General features: G+C 33.7%; 20 protein-coding genes. 4 read left to right on the top strand and 16 right to left on the bottom strand.

Annotation, left to right across the window (positions count from 1 at the left end):
* Nucleotides 1-69: 69 nt before the first annotated feature.
* Nucleotides 70-294: a hypothetical protein gene (locus tag JM172_RS19375; RefSeq protein WP_250886780.1), complete on the bottom strand. Its 225-nt coding sequence runs from the start codon at nucleotides 292-294 to the stop codon at nucleotides 70-72.
* Between the two features lie 359 nt (nucleotides 295-653).
* Nucleotides 654-1,166, bottom strand: coding sequence for a hypothetical protein (locus tag JM172_RS19370; protein WP_214484023.1), 513 nt, complete (start codon nucleotides 1,164-1,166; stop codon nucleotides 654-656).
* Between the two features lie 685 nt (nucleotides 1,167-1,851).
* Between JM172_RS19370 and JM172_RS19365 the strand changes: the two genes are divergently transcribed.
* Nucleotides 1,852-2,607: a hypothetical protein gene (locus tag JM172_RS19365; RefSeq protein WP_214484022.1), complete on the top strand. Its 756-nt coding sequence runs from the start codon at nucleotides 1,852-1,854 to the stop codon at nucleotides 2,605-2,607.
* Nucleotides 2,608-2,889: 282 nt separating this feature from the next.
* Nucleotides 2,890-3,231, top strand: a complete 342-nt coding sequence (locus JM172_RS19360) for a hypothetical protein (RefSeq protein ID WP_214484021.1) — start codon at nucleotides 2,890-2,892, stop codon at nucleotides 3,229-3,231.
* 245 nt (nucleotides 3,232-3,476) lie between these two features.
* Here JM172_RS19360 and JM172_RS19355 read toward each other — a convergent pair whose 3' ends face one another.
* The 9 genes from JM172_RS19355 to JM172_RS19320 all read right to left on the bottom strand — a co-directional run bounded on the left by JM172_RS19355 (nucleotide 3,477) and on the right by JM172_RS19320 (nucleotide 14,354).
* Nucleotides 3,477-4,031, bottom strand: a complete 555-nt coding sequence (locus JM172_RS19355) for a BclA C-terminal domain-containing protein (RefSeq protein ID WP_214484020.1) — start codon at nucleotides 4,029-4,031, stop codon at nucleotides 3,477-3,479.
* A gap of 293 nt (nucleotides 4,032-4,324) precedes the next feature.
* Nucleotides 4,325-4,873: a hypothetical protein gene (locus tag JM172_RS19350; protein WP_214484019.1), complete on the bottom strand. Its 549-nt coding sequence runs from the start codon at nucleotides 4,871-4,873 to the stop codon at nucleotides 4,325-4,327.
* 726 nt (nucleotides 4,874-5,599) lie between these two features.
* Nucleotides 5,600-6,649 carry a beta-propeller fold lactonase family protein gene (locus JM172_RS19345; RefSeq protein WP_214484018.1) on the bottom strand — a complete coding sequence of 350 codons (1,050 nt, stop codon included), beginning with the start codon at nucleotides 6,647-6,649 and terminating at the stop codon, nucleotides 5,600-5,602.
* Between the two features lie 80 nt (nucleotides 6,650-6,729).
* Nucleotides 6,730-7,779, bottom strand: coding sequence for a beta-propeller fold lactonase family protein (locus JM172_RS19340; protein ID WP_214484017.1), 1,050 nt, complete (start codon nucleotides 7,777-7,779; stop codon nucleotides 6,730-6,732).
* Between the two features lie 336 nt (nucleotides 7,780-8,115).
* Nucleotides 8,116-8,511 (bottom strand): hypothetical protein, encoded by a 396-nt coding sequence (locus tag JM172_RS19335; RefSeq protein WP_214484016.1) that lies wholly within the window; start codon nucleotides 8,509-8,511, stop codon nucleotides 8,116-8,118.
* Nucleotides 8,512-8,933: 422 nt separating this feature from the next.
* A complete protein-coding gene (locus JM172_RS25250) occupies nucleotides 8,934-9,056 on the bottom strand; it encodes a hypothetical protein (RefSeq protein WP_284730482.1) in 123 nt (40 codons plus the stop codon).
* Entirely contained in the window at nucleotides 9,043-9,618 is a 576-nt protein-coding gene (locus JM172_RS19330; protein WP_214484015.1) for a cupin domain-containing protein, read from the bottom strand. The genes JM172_RS25250 and JM172_RS19330 overlap by 14 nt, the downstream gene beginning before the upstream one ends.
* Before the next feature lie 756 nt (nucleotides 9,619-10,374).
* Nucleotides 10,375-13,008 (bottom strand): phosphoenolpyruvate synthase, encoded by a 2,634-nt coding sequence (locus tag JM172_RS19325; protein WP_250886779.1) that lies wholly within the window; start codon nucleotides 13,006-13,008, stop codon nucleotides 10,375-10,377.
* A 731-nt stretch (nucleotides 13,009-13,739) separates the two neighbouring features.
* A complete protein-coding gene (locus tag JM172_RS19320) occupies nucleotides 13,740-14,354 on the bottom strand; it encodes a histidine phosphatase family protein (protein ID WP_214484014.1) in 615 nt (204 codons plus the stop codon).
* A 1,084-nt stretch (nucleotides 14,355-15,438) separates the two neighbouring features.
* Between JM172_RS19320 and JM172_RS19315 the strand changes: the two genes are divergently transcribed.
* Complete coding sequence (locus tag JM172_RS19315) at nucleotides 15,439-15,576, top strand: hypothetical protein (RefSeq protein WP_214484013.1); 138 nt, start codon at nucleotides 15,439-15,441, stop codon at nucleotides 15,574-15,576.
* A gap of 588 nt (nucleotides 15,577-16,164) precedes the next feature.
* Here JM172_RS19315 and JM172_RS19310 read toward each other — a convergent pair.
* The 3 genes from JM172_RS19310 to JM172_RS19300 all read right to left on the bottom strand — a co-directional run bounded on the left by JM172_RS19310 (nucleotide 16,165) and on the right by JM172_RS19300 (nucleotide 19,060).
* A complete protein-coding gene (locus tag JM172_RS19310; protein ID WP_214484012.1) occupies nucleotides 16,165-16,938 on the bottom strand; it encodes a GNAT family N-acetyltransferase in 774 nt (257 codons plus the stop codon).
* 60 nt (nucleotides 16,939-16,998) lie between these two features.
* Nucleotides 16,999-17,538: a GNAT family N-acetyltransferase gene (locus JM172_RS19305; RefSeq protein ID WP_250886778.1), complete on the bottom strand. Its 540-nt coding sequence runs from the start codon at nucleotides 17,536-17,538 to the stop codon at nucleotides 16,999-17,001.
* A 577-nt stretch (nucleotides 17,539-18,115) separates the two neighbouring features.
* Nucleotides 18,116-19,060: a helix-turn-helix transcriptional regulator gene (locus tag JM172_RS19300; protein ID WP_214484011.1), complete on the bottom strand. Its 945-nt coding sequence runs from the start codon at nucleotides 19,058-19,060 to the stop codon at nucleotides 18,116-18,118.
* 81 nt (nucleotides 19,061-19,141) lie between these two features.
* On the opposite strand from JM172_RS19300, the gene JM172_RS19295 reads away from it, so the two are divergent.
* Complete coding sequence (locus tag JM172_RS19295) at nucleotides 19,142-19,585, top strand: VOC family protein (RefSeq protein ID WP_214484010.1); 444 nt, start codon at nucleotides 19,142-19,144, stop codon at nucleotides 19,583-19,585.
* 248 nt (nucleotides 19,586-19,833) lie between these two features.
* Here JM172_RS19295 and JM172_RS19290 read toward each other — a convergent pair whose 3' ends face one another.
* Both JM172_RS19290 and JM172_RS19285 read right to left on the bottom strand, forming a co-directional pair.
* Nucleotides 19,834-20,769 (bottom strand): DUF2262 domain-containing protein, encoded by a 936-nt coding sequence (locus JM172_RS19290; protein WP_214484009.1) that lies wholly within the window; start codon nucleotides 20,767-20,769, stop codon nucleotides 19,834-19,836.
* 359 nt (nucleotides 20,770-21,128) lie between these two features.
* Complete coding sequence (locus JM172_RS19285; RefSeq protein WP_214484008.1) at nucleotides 21,129-21,740, bottom strand: hypothetical protein; 612 nt, start codon at nucleotides 21,738-21,740, stop codon at nucleotides 21,129-21,131.
* Between the last annotated feature and the right edge of the window lie 578 nt (nucleotides 21,741-22,318).

Raw genomic sequence — 22,318 nt, 5'->3', positions numbered from 1 at the left:
ATCTGGTTAACACAGATCTACCGTGTACAGTTAATTGTCTTAAAATATAAATTCGAACAAAAAGCCATATCAGTGATATGACTTTCTAAGGTCCTTATTCCTCCATAGGCGTAATATGAAAAACTCATTTATATCAGAAGTTACACTTTTTAATATTTCAATGAATTTTATAGGATTTTTTTCAAGCTCTAAACTATGATTTCCACCATCAACCACTTTTAATATAAGATTTTGATTGTTTTTCAATTTATCAAAGCGTTCCACAATAAAACAAGAACTATCTTTTTCTCCCAAAATACATATAGAAGGTTGGGTAAACATGTTTAGCATCAATTAAAGTCCATGTTGATTGTCCACTTGCAATTAAGTTCCCATGATGTAAACAAGAATTGAATTTTGTATGCATTAGTATAAATAATAAAGGCTCTTTTCGTAAACTTTGTTGCTATTTTTATTAAAAGTGGACAGTTTGACGAGTTTTAGGAGTGCTCAATAATTGTTTAAGTAGAAAAGATGCCACGAACGCTATATGTTTACGTGCTTATATCTTTGAACAAAAAGCAACAATCAATGCGAAAACAGCCATAATAAAAGACTGGATACCAGCCTTTTTATTTTAACCAATAAATTCGAATTATTTACGGTTTGACACATTAAGTAAGTCTAATGACATGTAAAATATGTCCTTCGTAACTAGGTGCGGCATCAGCAACAGGTGTTGAGACTGAAATCAATTCATTCATGGCACTACTTTGATAAAGAAAAGATTTTGAAACTGGATATACTTCCGATGCAGAAGGATCAGGGTCTAGCATAATGTCTGATCCAATGGGCCCTACTACGTCCGAATTAAATTGAAAAAAAAGTTCACTAGTTGCGTTTAAAGTACAATTTGCCTCAAATGAGATTTCATATATGCCTATATCAGAAAGTCGAATGGCATTGTTGTTATCTGCAGTTGATAAACCTATACAAGGCCCTGGAGCACCAAATGTAACACCTTGACCTGGTGATGCTGTTTCCTCTTGAACCCCTTCAATTTGGCATACTCCTAGGATATTACCAGGTGGCCCCGGAGGCCCTTGAGGTCCTTGTTTCCCCGGTGGACCAGGTGGCCCTTTGGGTGGTGGTGGAACAACTTTGCATTTACAATCTTTGTCTTTCATTAGTGATTTTCACCTTCTATAATTGTTTTACTTTATATGTATGGTTAATTTCTATAGAAGATTGGACTAACATATATCATGTGCCAAAAATGTATAGAAGACTATGACAACAATAAAAAACCGCAAGTGTTCTCGACACTCACGGTCAGACAGTAGACAATTCCCAGAGGATTGGCCTTATATCTTGAAAATAGACCACCAATCTACAGTTCAAGAGTTCAGGCTGGTATATCTTTCATCTTTTCCATTGAAGGTCAATATTGAAACGCATCCGTTAATTTGAGCGAGTACTTTCACAAGCTTTACATTCTTTCAACTAAGTTATAAATATCCTGGCACCGATGTGATGTTTTTTTTACTGTGCTTGTCCAGTAGAATTATCGTTTCTGTGCCTATTTTGGCTAGGACACCGAATCTGGTTGCGTGTGAATTTGATATATTGTTCATAAATACGTTCCCGCTTTCGTATGATACTCATATGGTTATGTATTCGGTTAATAATACTAGCAAAAGATTTTAGTCTGCACACTTTTACCCAAAGTTTCGATTATTAGTTAAACTGTACTTCAAACTATTATTACTAGTTCAAACATATTTTTTTCATTGTTCAAAATTATAAGAAATGATAGATTATTATTATGTTATAAATTTACTTTTAAATTCATGTAAGGGACGGTAGGTTTTAATGAATGGATTAGATACGTTAGCAATAGGTTTATTAATTTGTTTTTTTATTTTTAGGCAATATAAAATATATAATTATGACGAATTTCATAAAACAGTATCTGAAAAAAAAATAAAAAAACAAATCGTATCCAATAGAAGAGGTTTAATAATTACTAATCTCCTCTTCGGAACTATTATAATCTTGATTGTATCACCAGAACTTGTAGAAAAGTATATTGATTTAGAAGTAGGGAAAATAGAGAATGTTTCTAGTGTATTCGCTTCTGTTTTGATCGCATATTTGATTTATCACCAGCAAACTCTCGAAGGGATTAGAACAGAAATAACAATTAAGAAACTACTAAAAGAAAAACATGAGGAAAACTTGAATTCTCCTAAGCTAAATATTCAAATAAATGAAAATGAACAAAAATTTAAGATTCCTATATTCAGCAGTAGAAACATGGATTATAAAATAGAAGCTATATTACAAAATGTTTCAGAAAAAGAGTTACATGACGAGAATGTTCCTTACTATTCATCTGATTTATCAATAGCTAAAACCTTATTACCTTCTTTGCCAACATACAAAGATAACAATAATTTACACAACCTCAATGGCTATCCAAATAAAGAGCTAGAAGTAGATGTAACAGATCATAATGGAAATGTATTTACAGCTATAGCAAATGATGAGTCCGTTATTATTTGTACTGTTTTCCTTATGTTCAAAGATGTGCCTTTACAAATCTCTTGTGATACTGTACGTTCTTAGCGATATTCACCAATTCTCTTGAAATCGTTTAATAATTTTCGGAGGTTATATACATAGAGAAAGTCGAAAAGGATTTTGCACGTAATGTTATAAGTGCGATTATAAACAGTATTATGTCAAGTTTCTACCTTTATGCTGACGCTCGGTATAGTGGGACAATTTTAACGGCCTCCCTTCCATGGTTTTCTAATGACATTTGTATAATGTAGACAGTTGTCAGTTGCACATTTAAGTAGTCAGGCATTCACTAATTAATAACGCCTTAAAACCTGTAGAATTTCTGTGTCTGACTGTTCGTGCAAAGGGAAAGGAAACAATGAAATATTTTGTAATTGTCAGCTTGGTCAATTTACATTAAGTGATGGTATGGAAGGGTCAGTATTTGTCCCTATAATATTAACAACAGATACAATAAATGTGCCAGAAAAGGATTGGGTTGCCATGGTTGATACTATGGTAGACTTACAAGCCAGTGTCGGTGGACAAGAGGCTTTTGGTATACAGTATGTAATTGAACACGTAACAGATGGGAATGCTATTACACTGTGTATTTACCCTGTGTCAGATAAGAGACAGACATTGACCCAAAGCTATACAGTATGTGATACTCCACCTATCGTATAGATTATCTATTTTAGACAATAAATGTGAACCAGCATTTTTAATTCTTACAAGTACGTGTCGATCATTATAATAATTGGTATTATATTATACAAGCTAAAAAATGAATGTGTTATACATAGTCCCAAGAAAATTGTATCAGGATGCCTAAACATTCTGGCATGATGACATTAAAGCAGCCCCACTTTTTAGATAGAGTAGGGCATTTCTTATGTTTACTTCTCTTTTTGAAATGTAGTGACATAGAATTAAGTGTATCTGATTATATCCAAAACTGGGAAAAGGTATCCATTTTGTCCTGTTAAAGTCGCGTTTACGACCTCAACTTCAATAGTATCACCCATATTAAGATCTTGAAGCATGGTTCTTGAAACTGTAGTACGTGAACTATTCATTCCAGCACCATCACTCTGCGAAACAGACTGTGATTTACTTAAACCATTTCCATTAATCAAAACTCTAAATACAAGCATATCACCTTGACCTAGTGATACATCAATACTATATGTGATTTGATAAAAACCTGTAGCAGGAATCATGATTTCATTATTTGTAGGCATAGTAGTTGCAAAACCTTCACATGGTCCGAGATCAGGAAGCATCACCAGGTCACCAGACATTGGAGTCGTAATTTGTTGGCTAATATTAAAAATTTCACAAAACCCTAATGCACTACCTGGAATCCCAGGAATCCCCATTGGCCCCTGTGGTCCCATTGGTCCTTGTGGTCCTTGTTTTCCTGGAGGTCCTTGTGGTGGTGGTGGAACGACCCTGCATTTACAGTCCTTCTCCTTATCATGCATCTTTTTCACCTCCAAAATATTATTCTACTTATTTATATGATATTTTTTAATATTTGCTTGGACTAATATTTGTAATTAGTCACAGCTTTAATCATTGTACATACAATAAAAACAAGTCCTTTAAATACATTTTCACCTCTGCCTCTATTCCAGATCCTTGGAATGGAGCTTACATATTTCGATAGATGAGGTCTACGAATCAAACTACCTATAGCTGGTATTATGCTTACTAGAATTGAATATTATATTCGATGATATACAAAAATCGTCAACTACTGGGAGTCTTCGTTTCTCTAAGATAATTGTATTACCTGCAGGGAAGGTCGTACGAAAACTATGGATTGTCCTGCTGCTGTCGTTTGCAGTTCAGTAGAAATTACATCATTAGCATTTAACATCCGAATAGTGGTTCTTGATAATGGAAGTATGATTTGCTCAGGATTAGAATCGTTTACAAATATTTCTGTATCCATCTGTTGTGTACCATTAATTGTTATTCCAATAAAAAAATCAAGGGAGCCAACATCTCCAGTGTCTAAGGCATTTACAGTAAATGAAATTTCATAGTCTCCAGTATTTAGCACAGTGATGGAACCAATCAGTTGATTGAGGGTAGTGTTATTAAATGGTCCTGGAGAATCATATCCAGGTGGTGGAACAATTGGATTACCGTCACTTACAGCAAATGGGTCTTGAGTATCCCTTAAAACACCATAAGATAAACCGGTCCCTGGTGGTCCTGGAGGTCCTATTGGTCCTTGTGGTCCCTGTTTCCCCGGCGGTCCTGGAGGTCCTTGAGGTGGTGGTGGAACAACCCTACATTTACAGTCTTTATCTTTCATTTTTATTTTCACCTTCTAAAATTGTTTTACTATATATGTATGGATATTTGCTATAGAAGGTTGGATTAATAGGTATACCGTGATTAAAATGTGTCGATGTCTATGTTAATTGTACATTTTCCAAAAATTATAATATTTTAATCATAGACAAGCAGGAACAGTATACAACAAGAAAAGCCAAAGGTTTCAGCTACACCGACGGCCTAACAGCAATGATTCCTTCAAGAGTTGACTTCTAAGAAGAATAGACCGCATCCCTACTGGCATAAGCGGTCAATTTTTTGTCGTTTTTGTTGAAAGACAGTACCGAAATGATCAGCCTGCAAAATTCATGGTGAATGGAGGTGCGTTTGATAATATATTTCCCGTGGTTCGTTTTCGGTGTCGATTTCATATAACAGAATCCAATTACAGCTGTTTTTCAGGTTCAGGTCCTCGCCGAAATATTTGGACGCGAAGTAGATCAAGTCACGATCGCCGCGATGTATAAGGGTAAATCAATCTAGCTTTTCGATTAGTGCAATATCCACCAGCATTTCCTCGGCCTATATCCATCCACCGTTAATTAACGTAATGATTTCGTTTATTTCTTCGATTTTATGCTGTTGTTCTGTATAGTCGAGTCATCCACCGCTTTCCCAAACCAAGATCGTCCTCCTTTCCGTTTTAGAGCACGCGAAAAAGCCCGCCGATTGATGAACGAACTTATATTAAATGTAATTTAGATTAGTTCGGTGTGAATGCAATCGCCCCAGGATTAGTACCAACGTCTACAGTTGTGATTTCTGTATGAGTTTTTACGTCAATAACTGAGACAGTGCCATCGCTCGAGTTTCCAATATACGCAAATTTTCCATCAGGGGTAAATTCGACAAAACGATTGTTATCGCCCACCTCTATCGTTGCTACGATTGAGTGTGTTTTTATATCGATGGCAGTAACTGTATTTCCGTTGAGAGTGGCTACATAAGCGAGTTTTCCATCAGGTGAAATTGCGAAATTATTTGGCATGTCTCCCTGAATACCAATCGGAATTGTAGTAACTATCGAATGCGTTTTGACGTCGATTACTGTGAGGGAGCCGAGTATTGAACCCTCACCTTGATTAACGACATATGCATATTTACCGTTCGGAATAATCGCAATATTATTAGGCCTGCTCCCTACTGAGACGGTAGTAATTACGGAATGTGTCTTTGTATCGATTACTGATACATTTCCATCATCTTGACATACTACATAAGCTAAATTCCCGTCGGGTGTAAAGAAAATGGCTCTTGGATCTTCACTAACATTGATTGTCGCTATCAAACTGTGAGTCTTAACATCTATAGCAGCTACAGAAGAAACACCACTAACGTCTTCACGGTCACATACGTAAACTAATTTCCCATCGGGGTTGATTGCTATAGATTCAAGTTGTCCCCCTACAAAAATAGTAGCAATAACAGAATGCGTTTTTGTGTCAATCACAGATATATTATCATCCGCCTCGTTAACAATATAAGCAAGTTTACTATCCGGTGTAAAAGTGATACCTACGGGCATAACCCCTACTTGAATAGTTGCAATAACCGAGTGTGTTTTCGTATCAATTACTGACACACCACTAATCACATTTCTCGTGAAAGTAACATATGCTAGTTTCCCGTCGGGTGAAATCGTTATATTATCAGTCCCTGGCCCTACCAACACCGTAGCAATTACAGATTGTGTTCTCGTATCAATAACGGAAACACTAGAGGGACTAGCATTCATTACGTAAGCCAGTACCATTAGCACCGACCTCCTAACAATCGTTTTAGCAATGCATGCGAGCATAAGGTCAAAGTGACTTTTTAATAGGTTAGATTATATTAATGCGGTGTGAATGCGATAGCAACTGGATTACTCCCGACAGAAACGGTTGCGATTACCGAATGTGTTTTCGTATCGATTACATTTACAGTGTTTTCGCCCTCATTACCCACATACACAAATTTACCATCCGGAGTGAACTCTACAAAACGGAGATTATTTTCTAATTGAGCAACGGTAGCTATAATTGAGTGTGTTTTTACATCAATAGCCGTCACTGTATTTCCGTTAAAAGTATCTACATAAGCAAGTTTCCCGTCAGGTGATATCGCTATATTACTTGGACTGTCACCCGGATTAGCTATCGGAATTGTTGCGATAACAGAGTGCGTTTTCACATAAATTACTGTGACGGAACCACTTGTTAAATCATCGCCTTGATTTACAACATATGAGAGTTTCCCATCCGGAGTAAACTTTACGTCCTGTGGTCTGATTCCTGCGAGAGCCGTAGCAATAATAGAGTGCGTTTTCGTATCTATAACCGACACATTATTAGATTGTTCGTTTGTGACATAAGCGAGTTTCCCATCGGGAGTAATCGCAATATTATTAGGGTTCTCTCCTACACCAACGGTAGCAATAAGGGAATGTGTCTTCGTATCAATTACGTACACCACGTCGTCTGGAGAAATACTAGAACCATCCGTAACATAAGCTAGCTTGCCATCAGGGGTAAACTCGATGACATCTGCATTATCCTCTAAAAAAATAGTAGCAATAACAGAATGTGTCTTTGAATCTATTGCAATAATGGAATCAATGTTATCCGTAACATAAGCTAACTTGCCGTCAGGGGTAAACTCCACAGCAAACGTGGCAGCACCCACCGCTACAGTAGCAATGACTGAATGAGTTTTCGTATCAATCACGGACATGGTATTGCTTTGAAAGCTTCTATTTGTGACATATGCAATTTTCCCGTCAGGTGAAATCGCAACATCATTAGGGTCACCACCCACTAACGTACTAGCGATAAGAGAATGCGTTTTCGTATCGATTACAGATATAGTGTCAGGCCCGTTACTCACTACATAAGCCAGTACCATCGTACCGACCTCCTTAATTCTTTTTTACAGTGTATGCGAGCGTAAGGTCAAAGTGATTTTTTGAATCGGCATTGTTCTTTTGGCAGATAAAGGCTATTCGCTGGGGGCGCTTGGGGTCAGTCGTTTTCCCTTTGCAATATCACTCCGATTTTTGTATTTCGCTGTATACGCCATTCTTTACTAGTTTACATACTAACCCAATACGCATTCACAAACATTGATGTGACGGTATTTATAGAGTGTTTCCAATGCTTTACTACGATATAATACTGCATACAATTTCTACTTTAAGGCGAAAATATTAGAAGGTACGCGTCAGATGTGACGTGCAGACACCTAACTACATGGCTCTGTCATACCATCACAATTTATATCAACAGAAACATTTCCACCTCCAATTATATCCGTTATTTCTACTCTCGTTACATTTTTAAATGAAAAGAGCTTGTTAATGTTTTTAGTAGCTAAATCTAAAGTTATAGGCTGTATTACACCATTTGAAGTAAAGTTAATAACTACTCTTTCATTTCCTGTTGGGTCAGAAACAGTAAGTTCAGCTTCACCGTGTAATCCAATTGGTCTCCCATTGTATACCTCAATTACATCCCCTGTCGCTAATTCTATATAATCAAGAGATGAGGTTTCGGTAATTAATTGACACGGACAATCACACGGTTTTCCTTCCTTGATAGTATTCCCGCAACATGTTGTTACTTTTTTATATTGAGTCATTGTTATTCCTCCATAATCACAGTTTAATACGATATTATATACCGTAAGTCTTATCTGTGATTGGACGTATGAAATATGATCACCACTTCTTTGTCGGTTAATGGAAGCATAACCCTGAGATTAAGTCAAAACTCAAGTCAACGGAGATAAAAAACGCTAGAACCTTTGAGTTATCAAGGATTCTAGCGTTAGGATGATTTCGACAGGTCTCGAACCAGCGACCTCTAGCCTGTATCCATCAACTATAAGGTCATAATAGCACTAAAAATCGCGAACTTCCCCCACCCCATTGCTAACCTCCTTTCATACACAGAACTAGGAGGTTACATATTTTTCTCTGTTGAATATCACCCTTTCACCTTTGAATTTATGGTTAAAAGTTATCTTTAGCACTAACAAATGGTGTTATTATATGATCAGGATCATTCAATATTATGATGTTCATATTTCATATTTTTGCCTTGCTGTAAAAGTTTGAATACTTCTATAAGTTCCCAATCTTCTATTGTTTCATATGACTTTTCTGAAGAACTACTGTATTCCATCTCTATTTCCGTTACCTTCTTCTATAGCCATTGCATCTGCTTTAGTCCTATGAACAGTACCAAATGGATGGTTTGGTGGAGCATATATCGAGTATAGTTTTAATGCAACATTACCTGTATTTATCACATTGTGCCACATTCCAGCAGGTATCATAATGGCGGAGTCATCAAAAATTCTTCTTTGGAAACTTAAGCTTTCTCTCTCCTTACCCATTTGAACAAGTCCTTGACCTTGTTCAACTCTTAAGAATTGATCAGTATTAGGGTGGATTTCCAAACCAATATCCTCACCAACATTGAGACTCATTAATGTAACTTGAAAATGCTTACCTGTCCATATTGCTGTACGGTAGGTATTATTTTGTAAGGTAGCTTCATTGATATTTAAAACAAATGGGTTTGCTCCATAATCTCTTAATACAAGCCTATTATGACTATAATATGGCAGATACGAGCCATATATCTTATTAGAATGAGCCCAATAAGGTTTAGGCTTTCTGAAAGTATGCATTGGTACATTCACATTATAAGGATGTTGATACATATAAGGCACACAGTACATTTCCATCAATCCCCTCAGATTAATAAATTGTTATTTACAAACTATCTTATGTACTGTAGTAGAGGAGTGTACTTGACTCATTGTATCTTCAAAGAAGGAGATGTTTTATTTAAGATGAAAACCCTTTTATCCATTGTTTTGTCCAAGCTGCTGCTGGAGAAAAAGGTGAGGTAGAGAATATAAGTTAATATTATAAATTTCTTTCTTTAAACCTTCCACTCAATGTGAGAACTGTATTTATTCAGTTAGAAAATGCATCAATAAATTATTCAAAAGCATTCGAGGGAGGATTTTTGAGAAATCAGGTTGTTTGCGAAAAAACATTTCCAATATGACGTCGGAGTTTTTTTGGATTTTGAGAACTCATTACGTATGCCCTTTCAATAAATAAACTCACCATTCTATGGTAGAAGAATGAAAAGTTGTTGAAAGTTAAGCATTCTTGATAAACTTGTGCTATTTAACAATTTAAACGATAAAAAGATTAATAAATAAAGACGCTTTTCAGTATCATTACACAGAAGGGCCATTCTTATTTTTAAGGTCAACCAGCTTGTTGACCCATTTTCATTAATATGATTCTTAAGGTAGTATGGATAAGCTTAGTTACATTTTTGCGCCATCTAGTGGAATAACAAATTCAGATTGATCATTAGTAAGATTAACTTACCTAGAGAAGAACTAATCAACTCATTAATCATTTAATATCCTAATTTCATGATTAACTTTCTGTGTCAATAGTAATATTTGTTGAGCTTAATTTTCATCAGTAATAACCTCTACAAACCCTTGATTTCCATCGACACGAATTAATTGACCATTTTTTATTTTTTTCATTGCATCATCTATACCAACAACAGCTGGAATCCCATATTCTCTCGCTACAACAGAGCCATGAGTCATTAATCCACCAACTTCAGTTACTAATGCTTTAGCAGTTTGAAATAATTGGGTCCACCCCGGATCAGTATAGCTTGCAATTAATATTTCATCCTCATTCAAATTCGCTTCTTCAGGCTTATATACAACACGTGCCCTACCTTCAACTACACCTGCTGATACAGGGCTACCAATAAGAGCTCCTTCTGGGAAGTTTCCTTTTCTAATAGTTCCAGTTATAATCTCACCCTCACTTGTCATGACTCTTGGCTGATTTAAAGTTTGATGCCATACATATTGCTCTTTACGTTCTTTGATGAAAACAGCAACATTATACTCGAACGTTCCATTGGCAATCTCTATTATTTCATCTAAAGTTAAAAAGTAGATATCTTCTTGCTTCTTAAGTATTCTTTTATTCACCATCTCATTTGCTTCTATCAGTAAAGCTTGCTTACATTCATCTAATACTATTGTAACTAAATGTTTATGATGTTCCCTTAAACCACTCATATAACGGTAAACGTCTATTAGACGAGACATATACTTTTGCTTAATTTTGTTAAGCCCCCTATTACCAACCTGTTGTAAAACTCTTCTCTTTGCTTCGTCCACCTCTTTTAATCCTTGCTTGAACTTTTCTCTATGATCATTTGGCTTTAAGTTTTGCTTATTTCCTAGAATCGTTGATGTTATGAGAGTTGGATTCTCTCTCCATCGAGGCCTTGTAATATCAATTTCTCCTGGGCATCGCATCCCGTACTTATCAATAAATGATTCAAAGGATTGCTTAAAGGATTTACCACCCTTAACCATTAATAAACCTTCATAAAAACTATCGTCTTGTGCTGATTTTAAATACTTCTCTACCTCTGGTAAATCCCGAATTAAATCAGCTAAATCCCCCATCTCATGACCCATTTCACTCATGATATTCCCAGGCAATGATTTTGTTAATTGGTTAAATTCATAATCACTTCCGGTCATTTGGTATAACTTTTTTTGTAGAACTCTTGCTGTAATCATCAATGTCATCGGATTCGCCATAATTTTAGAAACATGACCTATTAGCTGTTCCAAGTTGTTTTTAACAGCATCTAAACGAATAACTCCCGATTTATGATGTAGATCATCTCGAACAGTTTTAACTACTCTGCCCATGACATCTTCTACATGACCTCTAGCTAAACTCGGATCATGTATAAATATTTTTAGAAGAACTTCCTTAATGATTGGACGAAGGTGTTTCAATAATGGTCTTATCGATTTTTTCACAACAGGACTCTTCATAAAATCAGGTCGATGTATAAATTCTTCTACTGATCGACTAATTGATTCATCCATGCTATTTAACGCCTTAGGGAATATTTTTCTTCCTAATTTTGTTTGTAGAAAAAGTGTTGGATTGATAAAAAGTCTGCCACCCGATTCCTCAAAAAACGACTTTGGGAATATCGTTCTTAAAACAGATATTCCTAACGGTTTCATCGCATCTGTCATCATTTGTACATGGCCAAAGGATAATAATACACGTAAAGGCTGCTGTGAGAGATCAGGTAGTGGATACAAGGATGTAATTGGACGACTTTGAACAAAAAAAATTTCTTCATCTACTATACAAAACTCAATATCTTGAGGAGAACCGTAATGGTTTTCAATTTTCTTACCAAGTTCAGCTGCTTTTATAATTATTTGATCAGATAAAGCTTGCTGCTTTTGCTTCTCTATAGGCAACTCCTTCGTCTCAGTACCACCTTGAACAAGCGGAATTATCGCTTTTTTCTTTTCTGATATACTTTTACTAATTATTTCTCCCGATTTTACTTTATATAAATCTGCAGATACAATTCCTGAAACAATTGCTTCACCTAACCCAAAACTTGCGTCAATTGAGACCACATTTCTATTTCCAGTAATAGGATCAGCTGTAAACATAATTCCTGATATATCAGGTTTAATCATTCGTTGCACGACCACTGATAAATAAACATGCTCATGATCAAAATTATTTTTCACTCGATAGGCAATAGCTCTGTCTGTAAAAAGAGAGGCCCAGCTTTTCCTGATATGGTCGAGAAGTTGTCCTTGTCCAAGGATGTTAAGATGAGTATCCTGTTGCCCAGCAAAAGAGGCAGTTGGAAGATCTTCTGCCGTTGCGCTTGAGCGGACAGCATAGAAGTGGTCTTGCCCAACTTTTTCCCATGCTAAAATGATTTTCTTTTCTACTTCTTTAGGGATTGCAAGTCCTTGCATATGACTTCTAATTTTCTCCCCGAGCATACGTAAGCTATTTAAATCATTTATATCCAATTGATTCAACTGGTTCAGCAATTGCTCCATTTCAGGGCTTGTTTGGATAAATTCCTTATATGCAGATGTCGTAACACAGAAACCTCCCGGCACGAGAAATCCAGCTTTGCTTAATTCTCCAAGGTTTGACCCTTTCCCACCTACTAACGGCAGACTGGTACGGTCAATTTCTTCAAAAAACAGCACTGATGATTTCATCATTCTTTATCCCCCTAATGATTTTTCACATCATCGTATGTACTCTAACGATTCCATACACCATTAATGAACAACATGTTGATTAATGATCTTTGTGTTTTTTAATTAATTGTATACTAAGTCCAATAAACAATAAATCTTCAACAATATGGCACTAAATTAATGAAAAGCACTAACCCTTGTTACAGATTAACGCCATTCCAGAAGAGTAGAACGCTAGCACCATTGGGGCTTGACCCTGTCGGCAATACTGTTCACCTCCTACTTATAGAAACGTTTGAGGCTGGTTTGGGCATAGAACACGTATAACAAGCGAAGCTATGAAACTACAAGCTATGTTAGGAGGCAACTTGCAAATCTATGTAAAGGAAGTAATACGTTATGAATCCAGTCATTCGAATTATGAGATCAACCAGTACATTTTAGATTGACCTATTACTAATAGGTATTATTCTTAAGGTAGTAGGGATATGCTAAATCACTAACTGCATTCATTCATATTTAAATTCTAAGCCTTCACGATTGTGAAATTTTATGAAATTTTGTGTAATATGTGATTTTCGTTAAATGCCATTTTTATGAAGTCAGCCAGTATTTTTTCTAGTTGACCTATTTTAAATAGGTATTAACCCTAAAATGGTCGGGATAGACATGACTATATTCTTGCGCCATTTTGTGGAATAAAGAAAACCTCTATAAAACCTTTTCTCACACATTATACTCTTTACCTGGATTTATGTATTAAATTCCTCATACTCGTAACTGATTCCCTCAATGTCCTGATTATTCAATTTAAATAAGGTATTTTGTGATACTTCTAATCTTAATGCTTCCTCTTTATCCATTTGTTTGTATACTCCTCTTAACACTCTCCCCATTAATCCATGTGAAATGACAATTACTTTTTCTCTACCATTTATACTATCAAGCCATTTGGATGCCCGCTCTACAACAGTTTCATAGCTTTCTCCATCTGGAGATTTGAAATACCAATTGTAACTATCTGTATTTTTTATAAGCTTAGACCATGTAGCTTCTATTTCCTTAGTTGTTAAACCAGCCCAAGAACCTGCGGATACTTCTTTTATTCTATTATCTATAATTACCTTATTAAAATCATAGCCCAGAGTTTCACAAATAATTTTTGTACTTTGAATAGTTCTTCCTAGTGGACTCGAATACATCGTCCATTCATTTGGATCATCGATTAATAGCTTTAATAGCCTTGATATATTTTTAACCTGATCAATTCCCGCTATTGTTAAAGGGGAATCAAGCTCACCTTGATATCGTCCTTCAGTATTAAAAACTGTTTCTCCATGTCGAATTAAGTAAATAGTTTGATTCAAAACAATAATCCTCCAATGTATTTAGTATAGATTTATAAGTAATTAATATAACGTAAATGAAAGTGGTTTATTATAGTCACTATCTACATAATAGACGTCGATTCTCAAATAAAGTTTCTGTTTTGTATCATTGAGCAAAAATTTTCGTGCAATTTATAAAAAATGTACCATATAATTTATTTTATAAAATGTAATTTCCCTTTTTCGATCGATATTTGGATATTTGAAGCTAAGAGACATTATTAACTACCGAAGTAAAATAAGCATTGATGCAGTGCATTCCTCCCGTTATTTGAAAAAGAAACAGTATTATAATTAAGAGTATGAGAGAGGAGCATATATTATGGGAAAAATTATTACAAAAGGCGAGATGGACTATAGTTATGTAACATATATTTTAGTTTTTCTATTTTCTCTCTTCACTCTAAGAAAGATAAAAAAATTGAAGAGGTCAGAAAAGTTCTCAAGAAAAAGTTTGTTGAATTTAATTATAAAATATAGTGATTGATTCTTTTGATTTTGCAACTATTACGGCTCTTTCCTAAAGAAAAAACGCGTTTTATTGCAGAGATGCGCCATATTGTTGAGTAACATTAGGTGAATGTAACATGTTGTACATTTATTTAATAATTCGTTCATTCTGTTATCTTCTGCCCTCTTATTAACCGCAACCTATCTTGCGTTTACTAAACATTTTGTTAGAATTATCTTATAACTAAACTAGAGGTGATAAATATGAAACTTGAATTTCCATTGTTTCTTCTGATAGTTTTATTTTTTCCAATGTTGTTCATTATTTCTCACCAAAGTATGAAGATATATTTATCATATTAGCCGTCGGAGTTGTTTATCTGACTCTAAAGAAACTAAGCATATTGAAGAAAAATGTTAGTCCAGCAATTGGGATTTCCTTAATATTTATCACCTTGTTTATTTTTATTGTCATTTATTAGAAATAGAATTTTCTTGTGGGAAACACAACTATCATTGTATTTACTTAATTTTTTTAAGGGTCTTTTGTTACAATAGACACTATGTTTATTCACCTATTACATAAATTTTATATACAGGAGTGGGTTTTAAGATGACATTTAATGCATTTACACCATTGATGGGGTTATTTATTTATTTACTTTTTATCGTAATCGGAGCAAATATTTTATATTGGGTGATTAAACTAGCTGTTAAGAACGCCATCAATGAATCAAAAATTAATAAATAGAAAGTAAGTATTATCTGTGTACACCTTCAATTATTTTTGAAGTGTTTTTTATGAAAAATTTTTGCTATTAAGTCTGATATCACCACAAAATAATAAAAAAATATTCATTTCATGCTAATAGCTCTCATATAATTAACTAGTTTTGATACCCATTTTTCAGTCTTGAAGCATAATTCAAGGCTTTTTTTTATTCTCCACTTTGCTTATTTTATTCACTTAATTCATTTTAATTATTGTTATAATTCACCATGTGAATTACTTTCTAACATGAGGTGATTCACTTGGAAAGGCATCAACGTCACCACTTTCAAAAAAAGAGACGAAAGTAAATAAGAATTCTGTTGCAACCACAGTAAACTCAAAAAATCCCTACTCATTGAGTAAGGGATTTTGCTATTATGTCTTCATGTAAATGTACAGTATGTTAACTTAGATGTGTGAGATTTTCTAAAAAATAGTCTAAGTAACCACATTATCACTTGTGTTTCCTTAATAGGTAATTATTCTTAAGGTAGTCCAGATAGCCTTGACCACCTTCTTGCGCCATATTGTGGAATAATGGTTATTATTATTAATTAATATTTTTACTTATTTTTTATAATTAATATAATACGTGTCATATGACTCTTTTAACACGTATCCAAGTTTTTGTGCTAAGTTTGCAGATTCAATGTTGGCTGCATCCCAACTAGGGTAAACCCCATTCTCAAGACAATCTAAAATCAATGCAGATCCTGCTATTGATGCTAAGCCTTTTCTTCTATGCAATGGATGTGTGGCGACTTCAATCTCAATTCCATGATTATAAATACTATATGATGACGCTCCACATACAACTTGTCCATCATATAAAATGGCATACCCTATACCTCTATTTATAAAATCATCTATCGAATCAAACTGACTTGTAAAATCCTCTGAAATTTCATGAAGAGATGGTTCTTTCGCTAATGTTAAATCTATTTTTTGTAGTCTATATCCTTCTGATAATTTTGATAAAAAAGTGTGTATATGACTCTGGTTTAGATCTTCAGGATCTTTTTGGAATTTATATCGTTGAAATTTATCCAAAACTCCTTTATGAACAGTCTCTATACGATTTTTCCATTCGTCATTATTTACGATCACATAGATATGTTCAGGAAGGTTGTATAGTAACTCCTCAGCCCTCCTTGAATATGGGTTACCAGCATAGTATACAAAAATGCCTACCATAATTTGTGCAATAGTTGGGTTCTCAAGATCATCAACCCAAACAGTTCCCATATGACCTTGAAGACACGAAAGAACCATGGTATTATCCATATCTTTGAACATAGGAAACAACTTTTTTCTTACATTGATATCTGCTTCATGTATCATGAAAATTCCTTCTTTCCTAATATTTTTTACTGGAAATATACAGAATTAATTCTTATATTCTTATATCCTATGATTCGAAATCTTGCACTCTGACTTAGTATTAAATTCTTGAATGTATTTTCCACCTTCAAAACGCTCAGTAAATTCATCCTTACAAATATCGTTAATAATTCCCTGCCAAAAAGAACGAGCAGGCTTGTTTTTTTCTATTTGAGTAATCTTCCAATCACCAGGAAACATGGTAAATACTTTTTTCGCTATTTCTTTTCCGTAGCCATTACCACTATATTTAGCCATAATAAAGAATTCTTGAATTGTGTTTGGGCTCGACTCAGTTGAGCTTTCAACAAGAGCAAATCCAATAAATTCATCTTCTAATTTTATAAAGTAAGCATGAAAGTTACTATTAACCCAATACTTCTCTAAATTAAAAGGTACATAGGTTCCATCCTGTTCTAATATTATAGAAGGAATATATCTACTAAATTCATAAATGTAAAACTGCATTATGCTATGTAATATATTCTCTTCCGTTGGCTGTACTTTTTGTAAAGTAAGCACTATATCAACTCCTACCCATAAATTTATGGCGTTCTTCAACAACCTCCCCCATTATCTAACGACTCTGAGATATAATTTATTAGACTAACTTATGTGAGGAAAAACAGGAAATTAAATGATAAGTACTTCTCTGTAATAATTTATTAATCTTTCAGAAATAAAAAAAGCCACAGGGTTATATAAATTAACCTTGTGACTCACATTACGTTCTTTTTCGAAAATATACTTACATGCGCTTTTCATGGAGGCTTAATTATTTAATCCGCATGAGTGAGAGGCAATACATTTAATTCCCAAGGTTATCCTCATTAAATTAGTCATGGTTTACCCTCACTCCCTTCTGTAATAAGACAACTATACCAAACATAATTGTCTAAATCAATAGCTTAAGCCATCTCCACGTTACTATTACTTACTACCATTAAACACCCTTTTCACACAATAAATATGAAATATTTTGTTGTTAAATAACATGGCCCTAAAATGAATAATGACACATATCTATATTTCAGATATGCGCCAAATTGGAATATTTTATTTACTCATGAGGGGCTATATGCTACTGAAAAAAGTCGATTAGAATGGTTTTCTCTGTATTATAATCAACACAATCGAGTTAGTTTATATTATTTATGTGTAGCGCAACAACCTTCAACTTGCTTTGAATCAAAATTTTTAATGAGTTCGGACTTATAGAAATAATGTTCAGACCAAAGCGCAAAATGTAGTCTGAAATAAAATCTTCTTCGCTCAAATTGTAATAGCCTGATATAACATAATGTTCGTCTTCTCTTAAAATTGACATTGATGGATAATGCTCCTTATCATATAAGTCCTTTCCTTTATCATTTACAACAATGGAAAAATGAATAGCATTCTCTTCTTTATGGTAGGTTCCTAATAGTGATAATAAATATTCTAATCTCATTGACATTCTATCTTTAACCATTTTTAATGATAAAATCTTATCACACCGTAAAGTTTGGACTCTTTGCTTATCAATATTGTAAAATTTTGCATACCATTGCCCAAATTTAGAGTTAATTTTTATAAATTGACCTGTTAATTGTATTTTTTCTTTATTTTTTTCATAGGACACTTGGTAGATTTTCTCATCCATAATACCTTGAATTAAATCTTGTATGTAAGGATTAAAATTACTATGGTTGGTTATTTCTAAGCTAACTAACTCTTTCATTTTCTCAATATTTTCTTTCACTTGATTAGGTAAAACTTTTTTAAACTTTTCTTCTAAATAACTTATTTCATATTCAAATGGTTTTGCTTTATAGCCTTCCAACGTCAGCATAGCAAAGTACACAGCAAACATTTCATCAACAGTAAAGATAATTGGAGATAATATTCGATTTTCTAATACTAAATACTTCCCATTTCTACCTTGCTCAGCATAAATTGGCATCCCTAATAATTCTAATGATTGAACATCTCTAATCGCTGTACTTCTTGATATATTATACTTTTCCATCAAATCCTTAAGGTTAAAAGTCTTTTTATTATTTATGAATTGCAACATATCATTTAATCTTTCAGACTTATTCATATTAACTCCTTAAATGGTGTCATTGTTTGATACCTTTAAAGTCTATACTAAAAGTGTCAATAATAAAAGGAGGTCATTTCAATGACATTAGAAATTGCAGTTTTTTTATCTATGAATGGCAAAGCATATGAAGCAATTAACTTTTACAAAAAACACTTAAATGCTAAGGAGCTACTATGTGTGACATATTCAGATATGGCAAAACGTGATGATTCACTTGTTTTAACAGAAGGAAACAAAGATTTTATTTCACATTCGGTACTTCAGCTAGGAAAAACTAAACTAATGATTGCTGAAGAAACAATGCTACCTAGTGAAAGCTACAATGTAGGTAATAATATTTCACTTTGTATTCAAAGTGAAAACTTAGCAAAAATTCAAAATTTTTATAATAATTTAACAAGCGATGATAGAGTTCAAATTATTACTCCTCTTGCTAAGAATATTTTCAGTGAAGCTTACGGAATTGTTCAGGATCCTTATGGTGTTCAAATTCAACTTATGTATGATAAGCGTTTAAAATAGACATATAATTTAAGTAATATAGCTTTGGAATAAAGCCAGATCAAATATTTCTTGTATGTCCATATTCTTAGATAGACCAACAGAAGCCATTTTGATGAATCTTTCACAAAATGGCTTCTTTACATAATAAACTTATCTTTTTTCAATAAGAAAGAGATTGAATTTGACTTATGGAATAAATTACTCCAGTCCAAACTCTATTCTATGTTTGTACTGAAATTAGTTTATCAACATACATGTTAAACAAATCAACCAGATATTACTGCTCTTTTTGGTTTTCCTTTCTTGTTAATATAAATAGTTATATCATGCCCCCAAAAAAGACTATCATCGTTATACCATAATTCGAAATCTCCTTTTTCGTTAAATATAATTGTATAAATTAACATACTTGATATAAAATCATCTTTCGTTATGAAACCCTCACCGTCTTCTAACCAATCATTATTTTTCACTTCTAGTAGTTTTTTTGATGCAAACTCCCTTGCATTTAAATTAATTTCGTCTAGTTTATTAAGTATCTTATGTATAATGGGTAACATTCTTTTAGCACTTTTTCGATTAAAAGTATTAATAACCAACTCTAGTTTATATTTTGGTGTCTGATAATTTTTTACAAACCATTGATGACGTTTATCAAAAATGAAAGTACCTATAGTATTATGTTCTATATTTGCATTCTCAGAAGATTTTTTCTGTAGCTTAGGAGTGTTTATAACAGTTGTTGAAATGTTTAAAAAGCATTGTTCAATTTCTTCTTCAGTTACTCCATTTATTGTAAACATTAAATCTAACATAGAAACATTGATCTGAGAAATTGTCCCTTCCGTTGTTTTGTTATCCTTTGATATAAAACTAAATACCCCATCAGCGATCTCTAGTTTTTTAACAGTAAAACAAGAAGGAATTGGAGTACTTACCCAAGAAGATCCCTCATTATCACATTGATATATATCAGCTACCTGCAGTACTTCACTCCCTTTCGTCGGTGCCTCGTTACGAATCTGAATCAATCCCTCATTACAGATATCTACTCTTTTTTTCTGTACTAATATCATCTCCGAAAAATCATTAGATATAGCATATGGAACATTAATTGTTCTAAGAGTTTCTCTAGCCTTAGCGTTACCTTCATATGCTTGTTTGATGAGTTCCACAATTTCGGTAGTCTCATAGTAACTCATATAAATCCCTCACTTTCTACCAAATTCATACTTAAGTTAATCCTAAAAAAATGTATCAAAACAATCCAATACATGCACTTTACCATTATCAAACTTCTACGAATTTGCTAAATAATGTTGAAAGAAATAAGGAGGTTTCACTCAGGCTTCAGATTATTGAAGATCATAGATTATGTTAGCAGACCTTAAAAAAAGCCTGTCTATATTGGAAAAAGCAATATTATTACTTCTTCAGTTTAAAATATTATTATCCAAATAAAATCTTCTTTAGTAATTACCTAGATATCACACTGTTCTCCAAACTTGCTCTGAATTCTTGAGACATAAAACTAAATTCTGTCTTAATCATCTAGCTTATCTTAACGAAGCCTCACGTATTTTCTTTTTAATGAATTTTTTGCTACATAAATTAACGGAGTGTCATTTGACTGAAGACAATCTTGTAAAAAAGATGTTACTCTATTAGATTCCCAACCAGCGCAAGCTGCTGCTAAACCATAGCGAGGGTCTGTAAATGTTTTTTTACGATTCCTTCCAAATGAAAAACATTTTTCAATTATTTCATCTTGATAAATAATATCGGGACACATTCTATCATAACCTAGGGCCTCCAAAGTTCCTTCTGTTACTGAATATTTTTCTAGATTCAACAAATCTATAACTACTGATATATCATCTTTATTTCTTCTTTTAATTCTTACATAAGTGGTAGCTGCAACATGAGCCATCATAGAATGCTCATCACAATTTATAATATAATTTTCATATATGTATTCAGGATCTTTAGTGCACTTAAGAACACCAATAGTTTTTAAAATTTCTACATTAGTTTGCCAATGTTTTTTATCTCTTTCAATCTTTAATGCTTCATATAATTCTTCACACATTTCATCATTATTTAGCAATTCTTTTCGAATTCTAGATGCCATCTTCCTTCTTCTTACTGTTGATTTACCTAATAAATCGGTCATAGTTTACCACCTCACATTATTTTATATTTACGCATCATGAATTCTAGTTATCTAAAACTTATTTTCTTTGTGCTCTCATAATTCTCCTACCCTTTTAGGAGCATGGCTGATAACCTTACGTCATCAGTGAGAGTGGAATTGTTAGCTGACGGTTATCTTTATTAACTGATAAGAATTGCGGTTTATCTGCTTTAACTTTTGTTGCAAAACCATAGGATTTTTGTAAAACTTTCATATAATCACACCCATTAGTAAATATTGGGCAAGTTCAAATGAAAATATTAAATTTAATAACCTTTTCCATTTTGTTATACCAATTATTTCAAAATTATTGAGATCTTACAACAACTTTCCTAATCAAAAAACGCGATGATCTTGGATCATCGCGCCAGGTCGTAATATAAGGTTAGCCAGTTTTTTCTGGTTGACCTTTTTTCATGAGGTCTTATGATAGCGGTAGTCGGGGTAGAACGCAGCGCCAGTGGGACTTGATCTCGTCAACAAAACTGTTCGCCCCCTACTTGTATAAACATGTTTTTGGCTGGTTGGGACATAGATCCCGTTTAACAAGCGAACCT

The organism is Bacillus sp. SM2101 (genome assembly GCF_018588585.1).
Taxonomy (GTDB): Bacteria; Bacillota; Bacilli; order Bacillales; family SM2101; genus Nanhaiella; species Nanhaiella sioensis.
This window is presented reverse-complemented; position numbering and strand designations above follow the sequence as displayed.

Bases quoted from the DNA above. Each gene is read 5' to 3' on its own strand.
- JM172_RS19370 (WP_214484023.1), bottom strand. From the start codon at position 1,166: ATGAAAGACAAAGATTGTAAATGCAAAGTTGTTCCACCACCACCCAAA.
- JM172_RS19365 (WP_214484022.1), top strand. From the start codon at position 1,852: ATGAATGGATTAGATACGTTAGCAATAGGTTTATTAATTTGTTTTTTT.
- JM172_RS19355 (WP_214484020.1), bottom strand. From the start codon at position 4,031: ATGCATGATAAGGAGAAGGACTGTAAATGCAGGGTCGTTCCACCACCA.
- JM172_RS19350 (WP_214484019.1), bottom strand. From the start codon at position 4,873: ATGAAAGATAAAGACTGTAAATGTAGGGTTGTTCCACCACCACCTCAA.
- JM172_RS19345 (WP_214484018.1), bottom strand. From the start codon at position 6,649: ATGGTACTGGCTTACGTAATGAATGCTAGTCCCTCTAGTGTTTCCGTT.
- JM172_RS19340 (WP_214484017.1), bottom strand. From the start codon at position 7,779: ATGGTACTGGCTTATGTAGTGAGTAACGGGCCTGACACTATATCTGTA.
- JM172_RS19335 (WP_214484016.1), bottom strand. From the start codon at position 8,511: ATGACTCAATATAAAAAAGTAACAACATGTTGCGGGAATACTATCAAG.
- JM172_RS25250 (WP_284730482.1), bottom strand. From the start codon at position 9,056: ATGGAATACAGTAGTTCTTCAGAAAAGTCATATGAAACAATAGAAGAT.
- JM172_RS19330 (WP_214484015.1), bottom strand. From the start codon at position 9,618: ATGTACTGTGTGCCTTATATGTATCAACATCCTTATAATGTGAATGTA.
- JM172_RS19325 (WP_250886779.1), bottom strand. From the start codon at position 13,008: ATGATGAAATCATCAGTGCTGTTTTTTGAAGAAATTGACCGTACCAGT.
- JM172_RS19315 (WP_214484013.1), top strand. From the start codon at position 15,439: ATGACATTTAATGCATTTACACCATTGATGGGGTTATTTATTTATTTA.
- JM172_RS19310 (WP_214484012.1), bottom strand. From the start codon at position 16,938: ATGATACATGAAGCAGATATCAATGTAAGAAAAAAGTTGTTTCCTATG.
- JM172_RS19300 (WP_214484011.1), bottom strand. From the start codon at position 19,060: ATGAATAAGTCTGAAAGATTAAATGATATGTTGCAATTCATAAATAAT.
- JM172_RS19295 (WP_214484010.1), top strand. From the start codon at position 19,142: ATGACATTAGAAATTGCAGTTTTTTTATCTATGAATGGCAAAGCATAT.
- JM172_RS19290 (WP_214484009.1), bottom strand. From the start codon at position 20,769: ATGAGTTACTATGAGACTACCGAAATTGTGGAACTCATCAAACAAGCA.
- JM172_RS19285 (WP_214484008.1), bottom strand. From the start codon at position 21,740: ATGACCGATTTATTAGGTAAATCAACAGTAAGAAGAAGGAAGATGGCA.